We start from the raw sequence: 21,192 nt of genomic DNA on the forward strand, positions 1-21,192 counted from the left end.
TGGCGACTCCCGGGTTTCCAGTTGGCTCTGCAGGATCTTTGGCGGTCATTGCGCAAAGCAGGGCAACTTCTAGAACACCAGGCCGAACAGTCTTTTCACCAGATCTTCCAACGACATCATCGTCAGGGCCAACGGCACGATCGGCACAAGTACCGCGGCTGCGAGGCGAAGGATGGCTTCCTTGGTAATGGGAGCGATACGCATGGTTCGGACCACGTCGAAACTGTTGGCGAGATCCGCAAGCGATTGAATGTCACCGCTGCCCACCAACGCCTCACCGCCGGACGAGCCGCCCCGCAGCCACTTGGCGTCGAATTCACGCACGTACTGTTCGGCCAGAGCGCCGTATTCACTCAGGCCTGTTCGCTTCGCCTGGGCCAGTTGAGGCGCGAACACCAGTAAAGGACCAAAGACCAGACACAACAGGAAGAGAACCATCGATGCAGTCTCGACCTTGAATTCCGTGAGGGCGGCCCCGGCGAAGAAAATGCGGTTCGCGAACTGGGCCGCAAGCATCGCGCCGTGCGCGGCCAGGAGGGCCATGAACGCATAGACGGTGTTGGCGAGAAATCCCAGACCGCCGACGCGATCAGGATGAGTGGGAACAAGGCTCAGTTCGATGCGCGACACCTGCCAGAGAAACCGTGCCCAGATAAAGATCCGGAAATACCAGCGGATCAACAGGAACTGAAACAGTGGGACGCTCACAAAGGCATACCAGAATCCAGCGAGCGAAAGCGTCAAGCCATTGGCAGTGGGTACTGCGTACCACGTCGACGTCGTTTGCAATGCGATGTATTGGCGCCACACCACAAGGACACCCACACCGTACACAAGAGCGATCAGCATCAGCTCGGCGGCCACGGAATTGCGCAGACGGAATGCCGACCTGACAGCTTCATCGAACCGCGCAACGGACGCTTCCGAAACGATCTTGCGTTCGAGGAAGGCCTGCGCGATCGGGCGCAGCCGCCGATGCACAACCAGCTCGGCGATGATCAAAAGGGGCACCGCCACGAGGAAGCGGATGTGAACTTCCAGGTCCAGCAGGAACGGTAGCGCCACACGGTTGCCTAGCAAATGCCCGCCCACAGCAGCGAGCACCAGTAGCGGCAGCCAGGCCAACAGCGAGATGACGAGAACCCGCTGGCGCACCAACGCCAGCGCATCGTCGGCCATGTGCGTGCGGCGCAAAAGCTGATAGAGCGGGCCGCCCAGAACCAGTGAGAAACTCTGCGTGTCCTGCAGGATTTCCTCGGCGGTCGGCGCATTACGTTCCGTTCTTTCAGGCCCAAGATGCAGGTAGCGATTCATGATTTGGCGCCTCATCCACGTTGTCGCGTACTCTCTCTCGACTTGGGATTCATCGTAGAACCGCACGGCCCGCGCATATTGATCGAGGTCATGCTTGCATGTTCGCGGACCGGTGCTAGCTGGGCGCACTTAAATTCATTCCCGTCCGAGAGAGAGTTCGCGACAGCTTGTATGACCCGGATCAAATGACGACGGGATGCGTGGCGTACGGTAGGCGAAAGACCGCCGGAGCGCATGATGTACTCGATCAAACCTTTCTTCGTTGAGATTTTTCCCGAACGTGTAGATGGATGGACGGCGGAGGCGCGCTTTTCTCGTCAAGGCGACTACGCGAAACCAATCAAAGTGCCGAAGCTCCGCTGCTGGCCGGTCGCTGCCGATGAATCTGTGTGCCATCGTCGCTCCTGTTACCGCGATTGCGGGACCCGTTCAGCGTACCGGAGCGCCGTCTCGCGTGATCTGAACCGCAGTCGCCTCGACGTAGTCGACGTGTACGCTGTCGCCTGCTTCGAGCCCATCGAGCAACCCGTCTGACGACGCCTGCAGCACCACGGTGCGCGTCGGTCCGCGCAACGTCAGCTGACGCTTGCCGCGATCGATCTGTACGACGGTGACCACGGCTTCGACCCGGTGTAGGGCAAGGGACGCGCCGAGCGATGCGCCGGTCGTGAGCCCTTTATCGACGCGCTCGCGGATGCCGCTCGAGTTGGACTTGTCGGCCCGCAGCAATAGTGCGCGGTTGAACGTGACGGCGACGGTGTCGCCCAGCCGCAGTTTTTGTACATCTCCGATACTCGGGTCGACCACCACGTCGACGGGTTCACCGTTGTCTTCGAGGAGTGTCATGCTGTTTCGTGCGGCATCTATCGCGAACACGACTGCGTTCGCATGCGTGACGCTGGTGCCCGAGAAGGGCTTGCCGGGGGTCGCCGGGGTTGCGGCTTCTTCCGCGGTTGCCGCGCGCGGAAGCGCCGCGGCGAATATAAGTCCCGCCGTGGCCGCCAGCAGTCCGCCTTGCCATCTGTGTTTCATCGTGTAACCTCCGCGCCGTGCAACTCAGATGCGTTTGTTCACGCCGCCACGTTCGAAGAACGTGGACGGCGCAATACGTCTGTTCACAAGAGCGAGCAACTGCGGCGCGTATGCGAGTTCGGCCAACCTCGCGCGCATGCGAGGATGAACGCACGCGAGCGACACGACGACGAACGACCCGGGCAGTGCGAGAAATCCTATTAGCAAGATCCGTTTGAGCATGCTGAGCCCCATCTGCGCTTCGCGCACGGTTTCATCGTAGGGCCTCGCGCGCCAGTGCGGTTGATGCATGTCAACGGCAATACGGGTCCGGTGCGAACGCATGCTGCGGGAGGCCCCGCAACGACGGTATTCGCGAATATGACGGACCTCACGCAAACTGCGCGGATTCAGTTCGACATCAGAACCGGGACAGTCATCAATTGCAGCAGGACCCGCGTAACACCGCCCCACACGGCTTCGTGCCAGCGCGCGTGACCGTATCCACCCATCACGATCAGGTCACTGCCCTGAGCCTGCGCGCACGACAGCAACTTGCTTCCCACGCGCTCTCCGGTGGCGCCTTCGAGTTCGAGCACGTCGATGACCGCGTCGTGACGGGCGAGCGTACGCGCCATCTCCGCGCCCGGAATGCGCGCGCCAAGCGGCGCGTCCGCCGGTCCGTGCACCGTCACGAGGATGTTCTGTCGCGCGCGGGAAATGAACGGCAGGGCGTCGTGAATGGCGCGGGTCGCCTCGCGGCTTCCGTCCCAGGCGATCAGGATGCGGTTGCCGACGCTCGGGAATACGCCCGTGTAGGGCACGAAGAGCACGGGTCGCCCTGCTGTCATCATCAGCTGTTCGCCAACGTGATCGTGGATGTATGTTTCGGGGACGTTCGGATTCGACTGGCCGGCGATGATAAGGTCAGCCGGACGCGCGTACCGCACGATGCGACGCATGTCGCTCGCGTCGCGCATCGGAATTGGCCGGCGACATCTGCGTGTCGGCACTCGGCGTCCAAAAGATCACGCAAAGCCGCTCGCTGCTGATCGCTCTGCCGCATCACTTCCGCGTACATGCTGGCCGCGCCCGGTATCGCGGACAATATGTGAGCATCTGGAATGGGGGTGATGTACAGCCCCACCAACTGCGCATCAAACTGCCGGGCGACGCGCAACGCGATCTCGAGGCGCTGCCGCGCGGCCTGACTATCGTCCAGATGGACCAGTAAGTTGCGGTAGTTCATCGCATTGACTCCATCGGGGATGCAAAAGATGTCTCGCGCATGACTGAATCCAGTCCAGGTGGTCGGGACAGCGCAGCGTTGACGCAAGTCAACCGGATTCGGGGCTTGACGGGCTCTGCAGCGCAACGGGATTTGACGAGCTGCAGGAGCGCCGCTATCGGGCGGATCAGCGGCGCGCTATCCACTCTCCGTGCCGTCCTTGACGTAACGCCGCTTGACTGCCGCCCATGCCACGCGATGCGCGATTTCTTCGTGACGCGCATCGGCTGCGTATTCCTCGTATGCGGCGTTGAATGCAGCCCGATAGAGCTCCTGCGCGTGCTGCGGCAGATGATCCCGAACCGATTCGGGCAGATCGGCATTGCTGGAATAGGGCACTTCGTTCTCCGCTCGAAGAATCGGCGTATGCGTCGCGTGCGGGGCGGCAGCTTCGGATGGGGTCAACATGAATGCCTCCCGTAGTCGCAATCGCGGGAGCGCCACCAGGCTGCCGGCATCCGGCAGTGCCGGACAAGCTGGAATCGCGCCCAGTTGCAGATGACCCGCTGGGATGAAAAAGCGTGACGCTCGAATAAAAGGATGAGCGCCTGCGAGGCGCAGGCGTTGACGTGTATCAATGATGGAGCATCGGACGTGCGACCAAGGCGTGAGGCCCGTTGAAACGGCGTCGATTGTGCTGCATCAATTCGAGCGCATCTCGATTGCGGAGGGCGATTCCGGTTGCGAACGAAGCCCTCAACGATCACGCGCGCGACGATAATTGGCCGACCGAGACGTCCTCGGAAGCGGGTCACTCACCTAGGCTTGACATGGATCAATTGACATGTCCCCGCCCGGCAGTCTGATAGACGCGTGGCCCTTTAGCGTGACTGACGCATAGGTCTAGGAGGTACATCGCGGCCGTCGCCTGTAACAGGGGACACTCCGTGCGGTAGAAGAGGACACGCGTGGTCGCCATGACATTTGCTGGCACGGAGCAGTCGGCGCAACTACTATTGCGATTGTGGATTCGCCACGGTCCACGTGACCACGCACGCAATATGAGACTCTCGTAAGAGGTGAATTATGGGATTGCTTGCCAGCCTGTTCGATCCCATGCGAGCACGACCTGCGCATGTCGAAAGCGCGCGCGTGGACGAGATGATCCATCGCGTCGTTGCGATGAACCCGCGCCTGCGGCTGGCGCGACATTACAGGGAACGTCTAGGGAAAGCCGTTTCCGTCTCGCTGACCTATATCGACGATCTGATTGGCTCGCTGCCCGCGCCCCACGAGGCCAATGCCGCCGCCTGGTCAACTGATCCATTGATTCGCGTTTTCTTCGCAACGCCCGATGATCTCGTGAAGGCGTTCAGTCGCTCCGAAGAACTGCGCGCATATTTCAACCACAATTCTTTGCTGACGGAAGCCTACGCAACGCTTGGGATGGCGATGTTCGAACGCCACGTGCTGGGCGTTGCGTCCGAGGGCGGCGAGGTGCGGCATGACGTCCCCCAAACCACGCTTTGCTTCAGTGACCATCGTGTCCGCGTCTGTGGCAAATCAGACGCCGACCTCCGCGAGGAGATTGCGCGCCGCCTGGTGGATCAACTGGCGCTGGAGGGGCTCGCCAGGCTGGCCGCTGATCGTCACGCGCTTGTAGCGAAAGGTAGAGAGCTTATCGAGGCGCGCGTGGCGCTACTGGAACGCCGCGGCGCGGGCATGCGCTCGGTGGTCGGGGACAGTCAGGACGCTGATTCGGATGAACTGGCGCGGCTGGACAATCAGATAGCTGACAACACCCGCAACCTGGCAGCCCTCCGCGTCCCGACCGAACTTATTGACCTTCAACTGGACCGGGTCTGCGAGGTATTTTCCACTCCTGCCGAGCATATCTACGTCGAGAAGCGCCGTCTGCGTCTGGATTTGATGAATGTAATCCGCAACGACGATACCGACGCCAGCCGCGAAATCGAGTTTCGGCTTGCGCGCATTCCGGGCGATCCACCCCGCATGCGCGCATTCATACTCGTACGTTTCGCTCGTGACGAACTATTGCCCGCGGGATTGCATGTCGACGCAGCAACGCGCGCGATGTGACGCTTCGGACCTTGGCGTATGCATACACTTTCGACCCTGAAGGGAACGTTCGCCAATACCGGAAACGGACATTGAACGCTAGACTAAGGCTTCTTTCTCTCGATTGGAGCAAACCATGTCACGCCCGTCGGCGGCTGTTGTCGCGGTCTCAACCGCTATCTTTCTCGGGATAGCTGTTCTTTCGTCGCCCGCCATCGCCGACGCTACGGCACGCCAGAGGGAAGTGGAGCAACACGGCGCGGAGGTAATGCCGTTCTCTCTTGCGGCCACCACACACATCTTTACGAAGACGGCCGACGGCGGAATCCAGCAGGTCGTCACGAAGCATCATGATCTGAAGCAGGCCGCCATGATCCGCGGACATCTGGCCATGATCGCCCGGCAGTTTTCGGAGGGAGACTTCAATGCGCCGGAGCAGATCCACGGCATCGACATGCCGGGCCTGGCCGTGCTACGTACCGCGAAGCCGGGTGAACTAACGATCCACTATCGCGACTTGCCTGATGGAGGCGAAATCGTATATCACGCGGACGAGCCTCGCCTCGTCGTCGCGCTGCACGAATGGTTCGACGCTCAGTTGTCCGACCATGGCCACGACGCCATGGCAGGCCACGATCCAGGCATGACGGACCATCATCCGGCAGACGGCTCGACAGCGGAATAGATATCGCACACGATCAGGATGCCAATGATTGGCCGGTCCGGTGCGCTCTGGAAGCGGCCATGTACATGGCCGAGCCCGCCGTTGCCCCGCTGGCACACCATCCGCGGCTGACGCCGGTCGGCGGCGTACCGATCTTCCACGAAGGGCGTCTGGTAGGTGGTATCGGGGTTTCCGGCGGAACATCGGTTCAAGACCATGAGGCTGCCGAGGAAGCACCGCGTAACGCAGGATTTCTGCAATAAACCGTGCGCTACCCATGAGGCGCCGCCGCGGATGACCGGATCACTTCGATAGCTGCCGTCGCCTCCGCACCCGCAAGATGGGCGACCTTATCGTGGCGGATGTTCACATCGAGGCCGACGGCAGAACCTCTGTCGAAGCGGGGCACGACATCGCTGTCGCGGTGGGCCAGCGCATACTAGCGCGCCATCGTGTGCTCAATGGCATGACCCATGTGGACCAGCGCACACCGTTCGATTTGGGGCACCCGTTGTGCAAGCCAGCCCCTGAAGTCTTACTCCGTTACTTGCGGATGGAGGACGTAGCTCACGAGGACGTTCGTCAGCTTTTCCACCTTGCACCGCTCGATCCGAGTAGCTGCCACTAGAATGGGCTCCCATGAGGACGGGCCAGATGTGCATAATCCAGCTTCCACTCCACCCAACGAAGCCGGGACGCGAAATGTGACGTTGGTGTCGGCCTATAATCGGCCGTTAATGGCGCGAGACGGCACGACTGATGTTCGACGCGCGCGTGCAATTCGGCACGAGGGTTGGACGGGCGTGTATCTGGCGTCATCATCGATTTTCCGGCGCAACCGGACCACGAGGTCGTAAGCCTGCAGGAGAACCGCCGGGTCTGGCGACGTGGCGCGACAGCCCGCGCACCCGTCTTAAGATTTCATTAACGGCTTCTGCGTAGAGTCATCGGCTTTGTCTAGTGCAATGCAACGGAGGTCTACATGGCGACTACAGCACGTTATGACGGTGTTTCACGCTTTCTCCACTGGCTGATCGTCGCGCTGGTCGCGGCGCAGTTCGTATTGGGCTGGACGATGCCGGACGTGCATCGAGACACTAAGCCCGTCGGCCTGATTGCCTGGCACATTGTGGTCGGCACGTCTTTACTGGCAGTGATGCTGTGCCGGATTCTCTGGCGCCTCACACATCCCGCGCCCACGATCGAGATAGCGCGGCCGCTGCGCGTCCTCTCGGCGCTCACACAGCTTACGCTCTATGGCCTGTTGCTTATCGTACCGCTGCTAGGCTGGATCAATGCCTCGTCACGCGGCTGGCCCGTTACCCTCGCTTACGCGATCCCTTTGCCCGCGCTCGCCGCCAGCGGCTCTTCATTTGGACACACGATGGGCGATGTGCACAGCGTGCTGGCGTGGGTCCTGTTCGCGTTGATCTGCCTGCATGTGGCCGGCGCGTTGACGCATCTTTTCGTTTTTCGGGATCGCGTCGTGCAGAGAATGGCACCTTGGTCTTGAACACGCACTATTGCGGCGGTTGACAGTTGGCGCAGGCAGTCCGGGAGATCGCGGACACGCTGCCTGCCGAATCTCCGAACGCAATGGTAGCAAGGCGTTCAGCGTAAAGCGCAGTTAGAGGTTCGAACATCCGCACGATCCGATAAGCCGATTGGGTATCGGGGGTTGGGTATTGCAAACTGGAACGGGGGCTTCACCTATTCTGCGGTTCACCTTCCCCGTACCGGTAACTGAATCACGTCAACATGGCCGGGTAAGTCTCCTGCCAGTTCACTTTCTGTGTAACTGAAATACAGGACCGATTGCCGGCTCGCATCGAGTATCCGGAATACGTGAAGGACCCTGAAGATCGGGTCCACGGATTCGTCGAATACCTGCGCCTGTTTGGGGACACGGTTCGAGGCCGTCAGCTTGCCCACTTGATGACAGGAAACTTCCGCATCAGGTGCCCGCGTCGGCTGAGATGTGCCACCCAGAGCATTTTCGTCGTGTGATTTGGAGACATAACAGGTGATGCCCCTCAAGAACGGATCTTCATACGCGGAGATTTCTATTTGCGCACCATAGCGGTGGGAATGCGTCGCGATTCTCGCCAATTGCTCGCCGGGAGCCGGAGCGGGTAGCGAAATGGCCAGCGCGACTGCCATACTCGAATAAAGGACGAGGCAACGTGTCATCACACATCTCCTTGATTCGCTGGACGGTATCGAGGAACCGTTCGGACGGTCGTATGGGTTGTTTCGGACAGACTATGGCCTCATACGTGCGGAGGCTTGACGCACGTCAAAAGATGGCGGAAAGGGAGACACCGTGCGGGATCAGATCAGCGCGCCATCGCAACCGCGTGAAACTTTTGCACGCCTGTAAAGGCGTGCAAAAACGCGCCTGGCTGGTCGAATAGCCGTGTTCAATCCTTCGGGGGTGGGCCGCGCTCAGCGACGGGGGGAAGGCTGACTGAGCGCCGCCACCTCAGCTTGCGTTGCTCCATTAGCATCTTCCAGTCAAGTTTCATCAGGATGTACACAAAACCTAGCAAGGCCAGCTGGGAGATGACAAAGTAGCCGCTGAGATATCCGCCTTCGAAATCGGACTCCGAATCGATAAATGCGGAAGCGAACCGCCCAAGGTGAGCCCAGACGGAATAACTGATCGTACGACCCGCGAAGAATGCGGCACCGATGACGCGCAGGGGCAATCCCGACAGTCCATATGCGATGAACAGGAAGTTGGAAGGCAACGGTCCCAGCGCATATAAAAAGAACGCGCCCACGGTGAGCTTCCTGCGCTTCCTGAGCCATTCTTCAACAACAGCAATGTTTTCCCGGTCGGACTCGCGCATCAGCCGCCCGCGCATCAAGGACCTTGAAAACCTGGCCAGCACCAGCCGGCCAATGGTTGCGGCGCTGGCGGCTACGACGGCAAATACGAACGGATTGCCCTCGGAGATATTGAAGCCGACCCAGGACATGGCCATCCACGTAGGCGGCGCAAACGCAGGCGCGAGATTGAGCAGCAGCACGACAACGAACAGCGTTGCCAACGTCGACATGTCAGGGCCTCCTGACCGATTGACCACCTTTTCGAACTTGCCGTGCGACGGGAGCCGCGAATCGACACGGTTCGACCGGCGAACGGCAAGTATCGGATTGGCGGGGAAACGTCCGGTTTGACGCAAGTCAAGCAAATGTAAAAGATGGATCCCTACACTAATTATGATTCGGATCTCGCGTGATGCGCGCGCGTAGCGCTTCCTGGTCGACTGGACTCCTCTTCACCTGCCCGCCATGTCACGTCCGTTACCCGCAGTCGATCTGGCTCTCCTGCTCGTCTCGGGAGGGAGCCTGCTAGCCGGGGCTGCTTTCGCCGTGATCGGCAGGGGCGCGGTCGCACATGCGCTGTGGATAGCCGGTGCATTACCGATCCTGGTGGCGCTATCGATATCCATCGTCACGGCGCTGCGGCGCCACGAAGCGGGCGTCGATGTGCTCGCGCTGCTTGCCATTGGTTTCGCACTGAGCCTCAGCGAATATCTGACAGCGGCGGTGATCTCCTTGATGCTCGCGAGTGGGAGGGCGCTCGAACAGTACGCCCAGCAGCGGGCGCGTCGCGAGATGACCGCGTTACTAAACCGTACTCCGCGTCACGCCAACCGCTTCGAGGCTGGCGAGTGGCGCCAGATCGGGCTGGACACGGTGCGTCCCGGCGATCGTCTGCTCGTTCGCAATGGCGAGTTCGTACCGGTCGATGGCTCGCTCACGGGCCACGCGCAGCTCGACGAGTCCACACTGAGCGGGGAATCCGCGATTCAGCAGCGATCGTCCGGCGAATCGGTGTGCAGCGGCGTAGTCAACGTGGGGGCGGCGTTCGAGATGGTCGCCGCGGCGAGCGCCGCAGATAGCACGTTTGCCGGAATCGTCCGCATGGTGGAGTCCGCGCAGCAGGAGCGCAGCCCCGCAACGCGTCTTGCCGACCGCTACGCGCTGCTGTTCGTCGCTGTCGCGCTGATGCTGGCCGGTGGCAGCTGGCTTGTCACCGGCGAGGTAGTTCGGGCGCTCGCGGTGCTCGTCGTGGCAACGCCTTGCCCGCTGATTCTTGCTGTTCCGGTGGCCGTCGTCTCCGGCATGTCGCGGTGCGCCCGACGTGGCGTGTTAGTCAAGGGCGGCGGCGCGCTCGAAACGCTCGCGCGAGCCAGTGTGCTGTTCTTCGACAAGACGGGAACCCTGACGAGCGGACGCGCGCGCCTCGTCTCGATCGAAACCGGTCCTGCTATTTCACCCGAGACCGTATTGCGCTTTGCGGCCTCTCTCGGCCAGGCGTCTGCGCACGTGATATCCGAAGCAGTGACGACGGCCGCACGCGAGCGCAATCTCGTGCTGCCAGCGCCCCGAAGGGTCGTGGAGCAGGCTGGCGCCGGGGTGCAGGGCGAAGTGGAAGACCGTGCCGTCGCAATCGGTTCGTTTGCCTACGTGTCGTCGCTAGCGACGCCAGCGCTGTGGAGCGCGGCATTCCTTCAGCGCGTGGGCTATGGGGGAGCTTCCGCCGTGTTCGTTAGCGTGGACGGCGTGATGATAGGCGCCCTCCAGATGGCCGATCAGATCCGTCTCGAGACGCCCCGGGCTCTGCGGCTGTTGCGGCAGGAAGGCATCCGGCGCTTGATCATGCTCACGGGCGACAGGCGCGACGTGGCAGAGACGATCGGCGCGACGCTCGGCCTGACTGAAGTACGGCCAGAACAGACGCCATCGGACAAGCTCGAAGCCATTCGCGCAGCGCGCCGGGAAGGCACGGTCATCATGATCGGCGACGGCGTCAACGACGCGCCCGCGCTTGCGGCCGCCGACGTCGGCGTAGCAATGGGGGCGCGCGGAGCAGCGGCGTCGTCGGAGGCTGCCGACGTGGTGCTTCTGGTTGACCGGCTGGATCGGCTTGTCGAGGGATTACGGGTAGCACGCCAGACAAGGCGAATCGCCTTGGAGAGCGTGATTGCCGGGATGGCGCTCTCGTTTGCCGCAATGGTCGCCGCCGCCTTCGGGTTTCTGCCTCCGTTGCTGGGCGCGCTGATCCAGGAGGTCATCGATGTGGCTGTCATCGCGAACGCGCTGCGCGCGTTGCGGATACGTTCGACGGCGACTGCCGGCTCCCTGTCCCGTAGCGATGCGGAGCGCCTCAAAAGTGAGCATGTCGAGCTCGGTCCGGTTATGGAGCAAATCCGGGAACTGGCAGACAAGCTGCCCCGTTTGCCGCGAACGTCAGTGGTGGGCGCGCTCGCCGGCATGAACGATCTGCTGAAGCGTCATCTCGTGCCGCATGAACAGCGCGACGATCTGGAGGTGTATCCGGGTCTCGCACGTCTGGTTGGCGGGGAAGACCCGATGGCGGCGATGAGCGCTACGCACCGTGAAATATTCCGGATTGCCCGGTTGCTCGGACAAATGACGGAGGACATACGACCCGAGGGGCCCGATGCTGCCAGCCTGTGCGAATTCCAGCGCCTGCTGTACGGGCTCGATGCGATCGTACGTCTGCATTGCGCGCAGGAAGACGAACTGTTCCACGCCCTTGGAGACGGGGCATAAGGCCGAAGCTGCAGCCTGAATCCGTCAAGCCCCGGTCGCTTGAACGAGCAGGAGCGGCGTTTGCGTGATCTGAGCGACGCGCCCAGCAACGCTGCCCAGTATCCAGCGTGCCATGCCCCTCCTGCCATGAGTGCCCATCACGATCAGCTGCGCGTCCCAGCCGCTCGCTTCGCGCACGATAGCGTGCGCAACGTCGTCGCTGGCCGGCCCTGTCCTGACGAGCGCGGTAGTGGTCTGCGCCGACACGTCGGCAAGAACCGGTTCGGCGGCGGCTAGCGCCTGATTGCCTTCTTCGACGAACGCGTCCTGGAGCGCATCGATGGGAAAGAAATCGGAGAACCGCACGGCGCGATCGATCACGTAGACCGCTCGCAGGTGCGTGTCGGGCGTGGCGAACCGTACGCCATGCCGCAATGCCGACATCGACTGAGGGCTTCCGTCGACCGCAAACAGGATGCGCTGCGGCAAGTGGCCACCCGTCATGCTGTGGTTTTCAGGAACAACGAGTATCGGGCATCGCAGACGTCTCGTGAGCGGTTCCGACACGGTACCCTCGACCCAACGCTGCAAACCCTGGTGTTGACGGGCACCGACAACCATCAGGTCGGCTCGCCACGAGTCGGCTGCCTCGAGCAGGGCATCCGCGACGTCGCCGCCGCGCTTCGAGAGATCGATCACTTCGGCTTCGATACGCACATCGCACTCGGACATCAATTCCCTCGCGCGGTCGAGCGCTTCGGCCGCATCGTGCAGCAATTCTTCGCGAGCCACGTCAAGTGCGCGGGCAACATGCCGGCCCGTTGGAAAGAGCGTATGTGGATTCTCGGCTACGCTCACGAGCCGTACCTCGGCACCGAAGGGAAGGATGTTTCGGGCGTAGGTGAGTGCCTGTCGCGAGGCCATCGACGAATCGACTGCGATCAGGACCCTGCACGGCAGCGTCGACATGGCGTCGCCTGAACGAGGGGAATTCATGATTTGCTCCGTACACACGAATTTAGTGTGCATTCATGGGCATCCTACCGTCGAACATGCAATGGCGGTTGACCAAGGTCAACTGTTCGGCCCGGGTCATTGATCGGGTCCGGATCGCCCGGGACAGGTTCGAGCCAATGCTGGCATCGCGAGGATGTCGATCAGTTCCCGGCCGGGTGCCACCTGACCTGGACCTGGAGCCCCCCGAGGGCACTGGAGCGCCGCACGTCGACCGACGCCGCGTGAAGGTCGACGATCCGTTGCACGATCGACCAGCCGAGTCCACTGCCGCTTTCCGCCGTGCCTGGCACGCGGAAGAAACGTTCCCCCAGTCGCGGGCGGTCCGAGTCCGCGAGCCCGGGACCGCTGTCCTCGACTGACAGGATTGCTCCGTCCTTGCCGTTTTCGGTTTTGATCAGGACCGATGCGCCGGGTGGGCAATAGCGGATGGCATTGTCCACGAGATTGCGCACCAGAACCGCGAGCAGCATTTCGTCGCCCGTGATGCGGCACAGTTTCGCACCGTCGAATTCCAGCGACTGACGCTTCGTGATCGCCGTCGGTGCCAGTGCCGCGACCACGCGTTGCACCAGTGCGCTTAGATCAACTACGGTCAGTTCGAGAGTCGCCCCAGACTCAAGCCGTGATAGAACCAGCAACTGGTCCACCAGCCGCGTTGCACGGTCACACCCTTCCAGCGTAGCGCGCAATGCATGCTGGCGAAGCGCATCATCTGTTTCGGCGAGCGCAACCTGGGCTTGGGTTCGAATCGCCGCGATCGGCGTGCGCAACTCATGAGCCGCATCCGCAGTGAACCGGCGCTCTGCTTCCCAGACTGTCTGAATGCGGATGAAGAGATGGTTCAGGGCGTCGAGCACTGGGGACATTTCGGCGGGCGTTTGCGTCATCACCACAGGCGCAAGGTCATCGGGACCACGCAGGGCGATCGTACGACCCAGCCGTTTGAGGGGCGCTACGCCTCGCCGCACGGCCCACCAGGTGACCAAGCCGAAAAGCGGTAACGCAACTGCCATAGGCCACAACGTGCCGCGCAATACTGCAAGCAGTATCGAAGTACGCGAATCGACACGCTCACCAACATACACGCGTGTGTCTTCATGCGGCCCGCTGGTGGAAAACACCCGCCACGCTTCACCGTTGATTTGCACGGTCGCGAAACCCTGGTCGATCTGTCGATCCACGGGAATCATGGGGGCTGTTGGAGCGTTGGCGGAACGCAGGACCGCCTGCCCCTCATGAAAGATCTGAAACGCAACCTTGGGCGCGTACGGGTGGGGCACACGCGAATCGATCGTGTCATCGTCGTCGATCGATTGAGTTTGCTGGATGACCAGTAGCGCCGCAGCCTGGGCGAGATGACTGTCGAGCAGTTCGTCGAGTTCGCCGCGTGCGTCGCGCCAGATGAACAGCGCGGTAATCAGCCAGACGCCGACCACGACCCCGATCACGAGTACGAGCAGACGGCCCTGCAGTGAGCGCGGCCGGATCATCACGTGGTGGCAGCCTCCCGCATCAGTACGTAGCCGACGCCACGAACTGTTTTGATCAGGTCGCTGCCGAGCTTGGCCCGCAGGCGATGGATGTGCACTTCCACCGCGTTGCTTTCCACTTCCTGCCCCCAACCGTAGATGGCCTGTTCAAGTTGCTCACGAGACAGCACACGGTCCGCGTTCAGCATCAGGATCTGCAACAGGTCGAATTCGCGTGCGGAGAGGGTTACCGGCTCCTGATTCCGATAGACGCATCGCGTGGCGGGTTCGAGCGTGACGTTTTGCACCTTCAAAGTTTCCCGCGCCTGGCCGTGTGCACGACGCACCAATGCCCGCAGCCGGGCTGCGAGCTCCTGCAGGTCGACGGGCTTGACCACATAATCGTCGGCGCCGATGTCGAGTCCACGGACACGGTCGGAAACGGTGTCGCGCGCGGTCAGCACAAGTACGGGCAAGGTCACGCCCGCGCGACGCACCGACGATAGCACTTCGATGCCATCCTTACGAGGCAGCCCAAGATCGAGGACTGCTGCCGCGTATGACCGGGTACGCAATTCAGTTTCGGCAGCGTTGCCGTCGCGCACCCAGTCGACCTGGAACCCGGCCTGCCGCAGGCCGGCACGAACGCCATCGCCAAGCAATGGATCGTCTTCAATGAGCAGTATGCGCATTTTCCGGGTCACTCACGGGTGATGTCAGTCATCGCTGTCACTGTAACGGGTTTGCTGCGCGGAAGTTGCATCGCGTCCGGACAGAAGCGATACCGGCGCTTCGTGCCATTGCCACCACCAGAATGCGAGCACAGCGGCCAGCATCAGCGCGGCAACGCCTCGCCGGGCATACCGGACCGCTTCGTCAGGTTGCCCGGTCTTGCGTCCGCTGAACATCGCGCCAATCAGGTTCTCCCGATGCAGCCAGCTACTCACGACAACGCCCGTTATATGCACCCCGACCAGGATCAGCATCACGTTCGCCACGCCCTCGTGGAGCTCACCGAGCCACGTTCCGCCCGTATCGTTATAGGACGCCCAACCGGTGATGGTCAACGCACATGCCGATGCAAGCATGGCGACGATGGCGACGGCGCCCGCCGGATTGTGGCCAATATAACGTTGCGGGTGGCCGTGCAACAGGCCAAGCATGTAACGCGATACGCGAGCCGGTCCGCGAACGAAGCTGGAGAAACGCGCGTACCTCGTGCCAATCACTCCCCACGCGAGTCGAAAAATCACGAGACCACCTGCGGTGTAGCCTAACGTGACATGAACCAGCCGCCAATGCTCGTTTTCCGCGGTCAGCCATGCTCCGGCAAAGCAGACTGTGAATAGCCAATGGAATACACGTACGGGTGCATCCCAAACCAGGATGCCGCGGTCTGCGGCTCGCTCTGCGTCGCTGTCATTGCGGCAGGTGGATGAAGTGTTCATCGAAGTTTCCTTGGTCGGCACGGGTATGGCAGGCGGAACAATTCGATGCGCTTTTGACCGCCGGCCGTTTCCATGCGGAGGCGGGCACCTCCGCATGCTCATGTTGGAACCACGTCGAGCGGGTAATGCGGTCCTCAGGCGGCGCGGCGCGCGCGTCCGCATTGCCTGACGAATGTGCCGTAAGCCACGTCGAGATCTGGTGGACGGAGTCGGCATCGAGCGAGGCATCGGAGCCGAAATGGTGGGACAGATTGCCCAGAATGCGCTGCCACGATGCCGGCGGCAGCATGCCAGGCGGGTAGGCGATATGACAGGTCGCGCATTCCTGCCGATACTTCGGCAGCAGGTTGATTTGGGCACGCGTGTCGTCAGCTTCGGCCACTACGTCGGAAACCGCCAATGAAACCAGCAAAGCGACAACGGACACTGCCGCAAAACGGGGCACGAGATCAAACGGCATGGGAAGCGGTCCTGTGGCGGAAAGGCTTTCGTTGCAGAAGCGAGAGTTGGCCTATGGCTTGAGCGTCAAGAGCCAGGCTAGCAGGTCTGCTTTCTCGGCTGCCGTGCACTCCCGTCCGACGACGTCGTTGCAATTGCGTCGAAACCATTTCTCGGTCTTCGTTGCATCCGTAAATCGCTCCGGGTTGAACGCGGGAGCCAGAGGCGCGATTGCCTTGCCCGTGGCGGCATGTTTTCCCGTTTGTGTGGGCACTGCGCCGTGGCAGGCAGCGCAAGTCCACTCGCGACCATGCGATGCGTTAAAGAACTGCTGTCCGCGCGAAGCGAGTGGCGTTGCGCCGCCCGATTGCGCCTGGTAAGCGCCCAGAAGCTCCGACGGCGTGGCAGCGTTGGATGTAGCCGCTGCAGTAGCAGTCGGAATCAGCAGGAGCGCTACGCGCAATCCCCGCGCCGAAAAAAGCGATGTGCTCACGGGTTTCTCCGGTAGATATCGATCATCTTGTGGGGCCTTCCTTACCGGATTCTTAAGCGCTGCATCCTCGCTACTCCCCGTGCCTCGTTGGCTGCGATGGCGAGTTTGCTCCATCCTTATCGCCGAATATCGGAACCGTAGATACGCTGACTGCGACGCGCGCGTGCTTTGACGCGCATCAATGAACGGTGCTGAACGGTGTGTAGTGTTGAAGCTGAGGACAGCTCTGCAGCAGCTGCCATCGTCTTACCCGGAGATTTGCTATGAGAGCCTTCCTACTTGCGCTAGTCCTCTTCGGCGCGCTGACTTCACCAGCGCTGCTGGCCGCGTCCAAGGACACAGCTGCGCCGCAAAGCGCATCAAAGCCTCCGAATCCCGATACGGCTGCGTTCGACAAGAGCCTGGCCCAGTTCGATGAACTGATGAAGACGATGGAGTCCCAGATGAATCAAATCCGTCAGACGACGGATCCACAGGTACGCCAGAAGCTTCTGCAGAAACACTGGGCCACCATGCAGACTGCAATGGCCACGATGCGAAGGATGTGGGGGCCAGGAACGAGGGGAGAGGGTGGAATGGGTTCCGGCATGATGGCTCCGGGGATGATGGGAGGCGGTTGGGGGCATATGGGCGGGTACTACTCACATCTCACTCCCGAGCAATTGCGGCAGAGGCAGTATATGACCGATCAGTACCTCCAAATGCAACAGGAAATGATGAACAACATGATGTGGCAACAGGAATACAGGATGGGTCATCCCGCCTCGCCACAGTAGGTTGCACGAGAGCCGATGACGGAAATCGGTTGCCGGATTCAACCGGTAGATGCAATAGTCTGTGGAATCGTTCGGCTGGCGTTTCTTAATGCAGGGTCTTCTTGGGACGCAGACGGCGCAAGCCGTGCAGCCACGCTTGAGTGCGCTCGAGGTAGCGCTATGCGACTCCGCTGCTGCGATGGATCGAACGCTACCCATCGCCTTCGGCGATGCTGGGCTTTATTCTCTGCATTCAACTCGTCACGCAGTTCGACGAACTGCGCAGTCTGGCGAGCGCAGTGTTCCGACATCTGTAAGCCGGGCGCTGCGCCGAAGGTCTGAGCCGGAAGCTATCGGACTCAGTACGGCTATCACGGTTCAACGGTGTTTCCCGCTGTCGCATGTGCCGAGGATCGCCCCGGCTCGCAGCCGATGCGCCCAAAAGAGACGATGCCTTGGGGCGGAGTCCTTGCCGATGAGGGAGTGAAACATAAGCGGATCGGACGATTGATACTTTGCATTTCCATTGCTCGAGTGGCAACTGGCCGATAAGGGATCGCGGCCAGGAACGTCAAAGTGCGACGCAAAGTGTCGATTCGCACTACGGCCGGACGCTGTCTTCCGTCGACGCGACAGACGTATCAATGCCTGTGGTTCGTCGCATGTCGGGTGTCCGGTCTTCAGGACCGGCTGGCGGGAAACGCAGACGCACCTTCAGCCCACGGCCGTTCGCTCCGCTGCCGAGTGAGAGGACGGCGCCATGCTGCTCCGCGATGCGCCTGACGATCGACAGGCCCAGACCACTGCCGGGCGCGGCATGTCCATTGCCGCGATAGAAGCGTTCCCAGACACGCTCGCGGTCATTCTCGGGAATCCCGGGGCCCGTGTCGCAAACTTCCAAGGTCCCACAGCCGCCTTCCATGTCGACATGGACATCGACGCGCGCATGCTCGCCGGCATAACGGATCGCGTTATCGACGAGGTTATTGAGCAGGGTGCGAAGGCCGTCTGCGTTGCCGCGAATCTTGACGGCGGTTGGAGCAACGAGACCAAGGTCGAGCCGGGCTGCCTCGGCGAGACGCGCGCGCTCGCCAACGACCGCGCGCGCCAGCGAAGTTAGATCTATCACGTCAAAGGCTGGCGGGTTCGACTCGGGTGCGAGTCTCGCCAGTGTCAGTAACTGTTCGGCGAGATGAGCGAGGCGTGCCGTGCCCACGCCGATCTGCCGGATGATGGCTTCGCGTTCGTCGCGATCTGTCGCTTTTGGCAATAAGTCGACCTGCAGGCCCAGCCCCATGATCGGTGTGCGAAGCTCGTGCGCAGCGTCAGCGATGAAGTTGCGCTGCGCGGTAAACGCACAATCGAGCCGAACCAGCAGATCGTTGAGCGCGTCAACGAGCGGCTTGACCTCGCCGGGCATCGAAGCGGTGTCGATTTCCTGCATGTTGTGCGCATCGCGCCGTTTCAGATTCGCCGCGATATCGCGCAGGGGCCTCAAGCCATTGCCGATACCGAACCACAGAAAGAGCGCGAGTACTGGCAGCAGCGACAGTACCGGCCAGAACAGATGCATCGCGATCTCGGCCAACGCTTCCCAGCGTGCCCGCTTGACCTGCGCGACACGCACGAGCATATCGCCGTTACGCGAAACATACGTATGCCACAACTGGCCGTTGACGGTCAGGTCGGCGAGGCCCGCGCCCGTGGGCGGCGGCAACGGCGAATCGAGGTCGCTGCTGAACACGCGTGTCGTACCTTGCCAGACCTGCAGCAACACCGCATGCGACTGCTCGCCCGACAGTCGGTCTTCGTTGGTGCCCTGCATGCCACGCAGCGAAAGACGCCCATCGGGCTCGACGACGACGTGTTGCGCGACAGCTTTTAGCTGATCATCGAGCAGTTCGTCGAGCTCCGCTAGCGCGCCCCAATATGTTGCCGCGCTGGCGAGCAGACCCATCAGCAGGGTGGCCGGCAGCAGCCACATCAGCAGACGTCGGCGCAGCGATCTCATGCGATCTCTCCAATCTGGTATCCGACGCCGCGTACCGTGCGAATAGCGCCTGCGCCCAGCTTGCGGCGCAGGTTATGAACATGCACCTGGATCGCGTTGCTCTCGATCTCTTCGTTCCAGCCGTATAGCCGTTCCTCCAGCTTTTCACGCGACACGATGACGGCCGGGTCATGCATCAGTTCGACCAATAGCGCGAATTCGCGGCTCGTCACCGATATTTCATCGTCGTGCAGCCATAGCCGGTGCTGCGCGGGTTCGAGCCGCAGCGCACCAACCTGTAACGTAGATTTTGCCCGGCCAGCCTGGCGGCGATGCACGACGCGCATGCGGGCGAGCAACTCGTCCAGCGCGAACGGCTTGACGATGTAGTCGTCGGCGCCGCCGTCGAGTCCCGCGACGCGCTCCGGAACGGCATCGCGCGCGGTAATGATGATGACGGGCGTATCGACGTTGCGAGCACGTAGCCTCGCGAGCAACGTCAGGCCGTCCTGCTTTGGCAGGCCTAGGTCGAGCAGGACGAGCCCGTATGAGGTGGTGTTCAGCGCGAGCGCGGCCGCGTCGCCGTCGGTGGTCCAGTCGACGGCAAAGCCTGCCCTCTGCAGGCCTTGCTGTAAGCCGTTACCGATCAGCGGATCGTCTTCTGCCAGCAATATGCGCATCCAATTGTGCCGCGAGGAGGGCAATCAGGGGTGGTTGTAAGACTCATTGCATTCTGGCATTCGATGCATGATTTCCGTACTGCGACGAATCCGCGGCCGGGGTGCCGTAGCCTGCATTATCGTTTGCGGCTGGGTGAGTCCGGGCTCCGACTCGGGCTTCGGCCGCTTGGATGTCCGCGGGGTAGTGCAGCTTGCTGGGCTTGTAGCCGGCGTGTTCGAGCTGGACGAGTTGGGCCCTGACCTGCGCGCGCGTCGTCGGATCGTTCGACGTTTGAGCGAACGATACAGCCGGTACAGAAACGCAAACGAGAAGGGCGATTGCCTTGGGGATCGTGTTCATAACGCTTACCTCATTTTACTGCTGTGTCGAAGCCGTGTTTTGCCTGAGCGGATGGCTGAACGCAACGGAAGTCTCGCGTTTGAGCCGCAGAGCAACGCGTGCGCCGGGACGTTTTGTCAGTCGGTGTCGGCTCGCCCCTTGAGACCCGCTCAATGATGTTCGTACAGCGTCGACGTGGTGCCTCGCATCGCTCGATGTCCGCCGGATTCCGCAGTGCTGCCAGTAGTCGTGCCCATGCCCGATGTCGAATAGTCGTTGGCCGTCCCACGTGCAGCAACTCGTGCTTCAGCTTTCTGGATATTGGCTGGGTAGGTGGCTTCGTCGCGTTTTGCCGGGTTATAGCCTGCGTTTTCAAGCTGGATCAGCTGGGCGTGAACTTCAGCGCGCGTCGGAGATTGCGCTGGCTGAGCCCAGCACAGAAGTGGTGCGAGCAGGATGCCGACGGCGCCGATTGCGGAGAAAGTCGATTTCATGGATGCCTCCAGTTCGGTTGGTCATTGAGAAGAACCTGAGAGAAATCTGCAACGCGAAATGATCTCGTGCCTAGCAGAGTCATGCTTTGGACGAGAGCCGCGGGATCTTCATGTGGTCAGCGTACTCCTGGGTAACTTAAGACCAGGTTAACGATGCGCATGTGCTTCGCAGAAGTTGCGGTCTGTCAGATTCTGTGGTCCACCTTTGAAGGTGTCGTCGTAGAT

Annotated in this window: 24 protein-coding genes and 2 pseudogenes; 8 read left to right on the top strand and 18 right to left on the bottom strand. The window is 61.5% G+C overall.

Annotation, left to right across the window (positions count from 1 at the left end; genetic code table 11):
- Positions 1-69: 69 nt before the first annotated feature.
- The 6 genes from QFZ94_RS10340 to QFZ94_RS10365 form a co-directional block, all read right to left on the bottom strand.
- A complete protein-coding gene (locus QFZ94_RS10340) occupies positions 70-1,314 on the bottom strand; it encodes a hypothetical protein (RefSeq protein WP_429456652.1) in 1,245 nt (414 codons plus the stop codon).
- 429 nt (positions 1,315-1,743) lie between these two features.
- A complete protein-coding gene (locus QFZ94_RS10345) occupies positions 1,744-2,346 on the bottom strand; it encodes a hypothetical protein (protein WP_429456654.1) in 603 nt (200 codons plus the stop codon).
- Between the two features lie 24 nt (positions 2,347-2,370).
- Positions 2,371-2,637: a hypothetical protein gene (locus QFZ94_RS10350; RefSeq protein WP_429456656.1), complete on the bottom strand. Its 267-nt coding sequence runs from the start codon at positions 2,635-2,637 to the stop codon at positions 2,371-2,373.
- Positions 2,638-2,735: 98 nt separating this feature from the next.
- Positions 2,736-3,287, bottom strand: a complete 552-nt coding sequence (locus QFZ94_RS10355) for a universal stress protein (RefSeq protein ID WP_429456658.1) — start codon at positions 3,285-3,287, stop codon at positions 2,736-2,738.
- A complete protein-coding gene (locus QFZ94_RS10360; RefSeq protein ID WP_429456660.1) occupies positions 3,179-3,574 on the bottom strand; it encodes a universal stress protein in 396 nt (131 codons plus the stop codon). Before QFZ94_RS10360 ends, QFZ94_RS10355 begins: the two co-directional genes overlap by 109 nt.
- 177 nt (positions 3,575-3,751) lie before the next feature.
- Complete coding sequence (locus tag QFZ94_RS10365) at positions 3,752-4,021, bottom strand: ChaB family protein (protein WP_429456662.1); 270 nt, start codon at positions 4,019-4,021, stop codon at positions 3,752-3,754.
- A gap of 618 nt (positions 4,022-4,639) precedes the next feature.
- On the opposite strand from QFZ94_RS10365, the gene QFZ94_RS10370 reads away from it, so the two are divergent.
- The 5 genes and pseudogenes from QFZ94_RS10370 to QFZ94_RS10390 all read left to right on the top strand — a co-directional run bounded on the left by QFZ94_RS10370 (position 4,640) and on the right by QFZ94_RS10390 (position 7,809).
- Complete coding sequence (locus tag QFZ94_RS10370; protein WP_429456664.1) at positions 4,640-5,653, top strand: hypothetical protein; 1,014 nt, start codon at positions 4,640-4,642, stop codon at positions 5,651-5,653.
- Positions 5,654-5,768: 115 nt separating this feature from the next.
- Complete coding sequence (locus QFZ94_RS10375; RefSeq protein ID WP_429456666.1) at positions 5,769-6,317, top strand: aspartate carbamoyltransferase; 549 nt, start codon at positions 5,769-5,771, stop codon at positions 6,315-6,317.
- Between the two features lie 59 nt (positions 6,318-6,376).
- Positions 6,377-6,559 (top strand): heme-binding protein, encoded by a 183-nt coding sequence (locus QFZ94_RS10380; protein ID WP_429456668.1) that lies wholly within the window; start codon positions 6,377-6,379, stop codon positions 6,557-6,559.
- Between the two features lie 59 nt (positions 6,560-6,618).
- Positions 6,619-6,924: pseudogene (locus QFZ94_RS10385) on the top strand (cation transporter dimerization domain-containing protein); the annotation flags it as partial.
- A 354-nt stretch (positions 6,925-7,278) separates the two neighbouring features.
- Positions 7,279-7,809: a cytochrome b gene (locus QFZ94_RS10390; protein WP_429456670.1), complete on the top strand. Its 531-nt coding sequence runs from the start codon at positions 7,279-7,281 to the stop codon at positions 7,807-7,809.
- 209 nt (positions 7,810-8,018) lie between these two features.
- Here QFZ94_RS10390 and QFZ94_RS10395 read toward each other — a convergent pair whose 3' ends face one another.
- Both QFZ94_RS10395 and QFZ94_RS10400 read right to left on the bottom strand, forming a co-directional pair.
- Positions 8,019-8,486 carry a CreA family protein gene (locus QFZ94_RS10395; protein ID WP_429456672.1) on the bottom strand — a complete coding sequence of 156 codons (468 nt, stop codon included), beginning with the start codon at positions 8,484-8,486 and terminating at the stop codon, positions 8,019-8,021.
- A gap of 230 nt (positions 8,487-8,716) precedes the next feature.
- Positions 8,717-9,358 (bottom strand): hypothetical protein, encoded by a 642-nt coding sequence (locus QFZ94_RS10400; protein WP_410853058.1) that lies wholly within the window; start codon positions 9,356-9,358, stop codon positions 8,717-8,719.
- Positions 9,359-9,593: 235 nt separating this feature from the next.
- Between QFZ94_RS10400 and QFZ94_RS10405 the strand changes: the two genes are divergently transcribed.
- Positions 9,594-11,885, top strand: coding sequence for a heavy metal translocating P-type ATPase (locus QFZ94_RS10405; RefSeq protein ID WP_429456674.1), 2,292 nt, complete (start codon positions 9,594-9,596; stop codon positions 11,883-11,885).
- Between the two features lie 24 nt (positions 11,886-11,909).
- Here QFZ94_RS10405 and QFZ94_RS10410 read toward each other — a convergent pair whose 3' ends face one another.
- From QFZ94_RS10410 to QFZ94_RS10435, 6 genes are all read right to left on the bottom strand, one after another.
- A complete protein-coding gene (locus QFZ94_RS10410; protein WP_429456676.1) occupies positions 11,910-12,860 on the bottom strand; it encodes a universal stress protein in 951 nt (316 codons plus the stop codon).
- 161 nt (positions 12,861-13,021) lie between these two features.
- A complete protein-coding gene (locus QFZ94_RS10415; protein WP_429457755.1) occupies positions 13,022-14,371 on the bottom strand; it encodes an ATP-binding protein in 1,350 nt (449 codons plus the stop codon).
- A complete protein-coding gene (locus QFZ94_RS10420) occupies positions 14,371-15,042 on the bottom strand; it encodes a response regulator (RefSeq protein ID WP_429456678.1) in 672 nt (223 codons plus the stop codon). Before QFZ94_RS10420 ends, QFZ94_RS10415 begins: the two co-directional genes overlap by 1 nt.
- 24 nt (positions 15,043-15,066) lie before the next feature.
- Positions 15,067-15,798: a cytochrome b/b6 domain-containing protein gene (locus QFZ94_RS10425; protein WP_429457757.1), complete on the bottom strand. Its 732-nt coding sequence runs from the start codon at positions 15,796-15,798 to the stop codon at positions 15,067-15,069.
- Positions 15,770-16,258, bottom strand: a complete 489-nt coding sequence (locus QFZ94_RS10430) for a diheme cytochrome c (protein ID WP_429456680.1) — start codon at positions 16,256-16,258, stop codon at positions 15,770-15,772. Before QFZ94_RS10430 ends, QFZ94_RS10425 begins: the two co-directional genes overlap by 29 nt.
- A gap of 51 nt (positions 16,259-16,309) precedes the next feature.
- Positions 16,310-16,684: a DUF1924 domain-containing protein gene (locus QFZ94_RS10435; protein WP_429457759.1), complete on the bottom strand. Its 375-nt coding sequence runs from the start codon at positions 16,682-16,684 to the stop codon at positions 16,310-16,312.
- Positions 16,685-16,992: 308 nt separating this feature from the next.
- On the opposite strand from QFZ94_RS10435, the gene QFZ94_RS10440 reads away from it, so the two are divergent.
- Both QFZ94_RS10440 and QFZ94_RS10445 read left to right on the top strand, forming a co-directional pair.
- Positions 16,993-17,505 carry a hypothetical protein gene (locus tag QFZ94_RS10440; RefSeq protein ID WP_429456682.1) on the top strand — a complete coding sequence of 171 codons (513 nt, stop codon included), beginning with the start codon at positions 16,993-16,995 and terminating at the stop codon, positions 17,503-17,505.
- Between the two features lie 158 nt (positions 17,506-17,663).
- A pseudogene (locus QFZ94_RS10445) lies at positions 17,664-17,801 on the top strand (phosphatase PAP2 family protein); the annotation flags it as partial.
- Positions 17,802-18,085: 284 nt separating this feature from the next.
- Here QFZ94_RS10445 and QFZ94_RS10450 read toward each other — a convergent pair.
- The 4 genes from QFZ94_RS10450 to QFZ94_RS10465 all read right to left on the bottom strand — a co-directional run bounded on the left by QFZ94_RS10450 (position 18,086) and on the right by QFZ94_RS10465 (position 20,967).
- On the bottom strand, positions 18,086-19,495 hold the full coding sequence (locus tag QFZ94_RS10450) for an ATP-binding protein (protein ID WP_429456684.1): 1,410 nt from the start codon (positions 19,493-19,495) through the stop codon (positions 18,086-18,088).
- Positions 19,492-20,154, bottom strand: a complete 663-nt coding sequence (locus QFZ94_RS10455) for a response regulator (protein WP_429456686.1) — start codon at positions 20,152-20,154, stop codon at positions 19,492-19,494. Before QFZ94_RS10455 ends, QFZ94_RS10450 begins: the two co-directional genes overlap by 4 nt.
- 43 nt (positions 20,155-20,197) lie before the next feature.
- The gene (locus QFZ94_RS10460; RefSeq protein WP_429456687.1) at positions 20,198-20,494 is read right to left on the bottom strand and encodes a DUF4148 domain-containing protein; all 297 of its coding nucleotides are present in this window, start codon (positions 20,492-20,494) and stop codon (positions 20,198-20,200) included.
- A 149-nt stretch (positions 20,495-20,643) separates the two neighbouring features.
- On the bottom strand, positions 20,644-20,967 hold the full coding sequence (locus tag QFZ94_RS10465; RefSeq protein ID WP_429456689.1) for a DUF4148 domain-containing protein: 324 nt from the start codon (positions 20,965-20,967) through the stop codon (positions 20,644-20,646).
- Between the last annotated feature and the right edge of the window lie 225 nt (positions 20,968-21,192).

Origin of the sequence: Paraburkholderia sp. JPY465, assembly GCF_050436725.1 — a bacterium.
Lineage (GTDB): Bacteria > Pseudomonadota > Gammaproteobacteria > Burkholderiales > Burkholderiaceae > Paraburkholderia > Paraburkholderia youngii.

What these genes read in the sequence shown, in the direction of transcription:
- QFZ94_RS10355 (WP_429456658.1), bottom strand. Translation starts at nt 3,287, where the DNA reads ATGCGTCGCATCGTGCGGTACGCGCGTCCGGCTGACCTTATCATCGCC.
- QFZ94_RS10375 (WP_429456666.1), top strand. Translation starts at nt 5,769, where the DNA reads ATGTCACGCCCGTCGGCGGCTGTTGTCGCGGTCTCAACCGCTATCTTT.
- QFZ94_RS10400 (WP_410853058.1), bottom strand. Translation starts at nt 9,358, where the DNA reads ATGTCGACGTTGGCAACGCTGTTCGTTGTCGTGCTGCTGCTCAATCTC.
- QFZ94_RS10370 (WP_429456664.1), top strand. Translation starts at nt 4,640, where the DNA reads ATGGGATTGCTTGCCAGCCTGTTCGATCCCATGCGAGCACGACCTGCG.
- QFZ94_RS10380 (WP_429456668.1), top strand. Translation starts at nt 6,377, where the DNA reads ATGTACATGGCCGAGCCCGCCGTTGCCCCGCTGGCACACCATCCGCGG.
- QFZ94_RS10420 (WP_429456678.1), bottom strand. Translation starts at nt 15,042, where the DNA reads ATGCGCATACTGCTCATTGAAGACGATCCATTGCTTGGCGATGGCGTT.
- QFZ94_RS10450 (WP_429456684.1), bottom strand. Translation starts at nt 19,495, where the DNA reads ATGAGATCGCTGCGCCGACGTCTGCTGATGTGGCTGCTGCCGGCCACC.
- QFZ94_RS10395 (WP_429456672.1), bottom strand. Translation starts at nt 8,486, where the DNA reads ATGACACGTTGCCTCGTCCTTTATTCGAGTATGGCAGTCGCGCTGGCC.
- QFZ94_RS10340 (WP_429456652.1), bottom strand. Translation starts at nt 1,314, where the DNA reads ATGAATCGCTACCTGCATCTTGGGCCTGAAAGAACGGAACGTAATGCG.
- QFZ94_RS10360 (WP_429456660.1), bottom strand. Translation starts at nt 3,574, where the DNA reads ATGAACTACCGCAACTTACTGGTCCATCTGGACGATAGTCAGGCCGCG.
- QFZ94_RS10465 (WP_429456689.1), bottom strand. Translation starts at nt 20,967, where the DNA reads ATGAAATCGACTTTCTCCGCAATCGGCGCCGTCGGCATCCTGCTCGCA.
- QFZ94_RS10425 (WP_429457757.1), bottom strand. Translation starts at nt 15,798, where the DNA reads ATGAACACTTCATCCACCTGCCGCAATGACAGCGACGCAGAGCGAGCC.
- QFZ94_RS10410 (WP_429456676.1), bottom strand. Translation starts at nt 12,860, where the DNA reads ATGAATTCCCCTCGTTCAGGCGACGCCATGTCGACGCTGCCGTGCAGG.
- QFZ94_RS10440 (WP_429456682.1), top strand. Translation starts at nt 16,993, where the DNA reads ATGAGAGCCTTCCTACTTGCGCTAGTCCTCTTCGGCGCGCTGACTTCA.
- QFZ94_RS10405 (WP_429456674.1), top strand. Translation starts at nt 9,594, where the DNA reads ATGTCACGTCCGTTACCCGCAGTCGATCTGGCTCTCCTGCTCGTCTCG.
- QFZ94_RS10455 (WP_429456686.1), bottom strand. Translation starts at nt 20,154, where the DNA reads ATGCGCATATTGCTGGCAGAAGACGATCCGCTGATCGGTAACGGCTTA.
- QFZ94_RS10460 (WP_429456687.1), bottom strand. Translation starts at nt 20,494, where the DNA reads ATGAACACGATCCCCAAGGCAATCGCCCTTCTCGTTTGCGTTTCTGTA.
- QFZ94_RS10390 (WP_429456670.1), top strand. Translation starts at nt 7,279, where the DNA reads ATGGCGACTACAGCACGTTATGACGGTGTTTCACGCTTTCTCCACTGG.
- QFZ94_RS10345 (WP_429456654.1), bottom strand. Translation starts at nt 2,346, where the DNA reads ATGAAACACAGATGGCAAGGCGGACTGCTGGCGGCCACGGCGGGACTT.
- QFZ94_RS10415 (WP_429457755.1), bottom strand. Translation starts at nt 14,371, where the DNA reads ATGATCCGGCCGCGCTCACTGCAGGGCCGTCTGCTCGTACTCGTGATC.
- QFZ94_RS10430 (WP_429456680.1), bottom strand. Translation starts at nt 16,258, where the DNA reads ATGCCGTTTGATCTCGTGCCCCGTTTTGCGGCAGTGTCCGTTGTCGCT.
- QFZ94_RS10350 (WP_429456656.1), bottom strand. Translation starts at nt 2,637, where the DNA reads ATGCATCAACCGCACTGGCGCGCGAGGCCCTACGATGAAACCGTGCGC.
- QFZ94_RS10365 (WP_429456662.1), bottom strand. Translation starts at nt 4,021, where the DNA reads ATGTTGACCCCATCCGAAGCTGCCGCCCCGCACGCGACGCATACGCCG.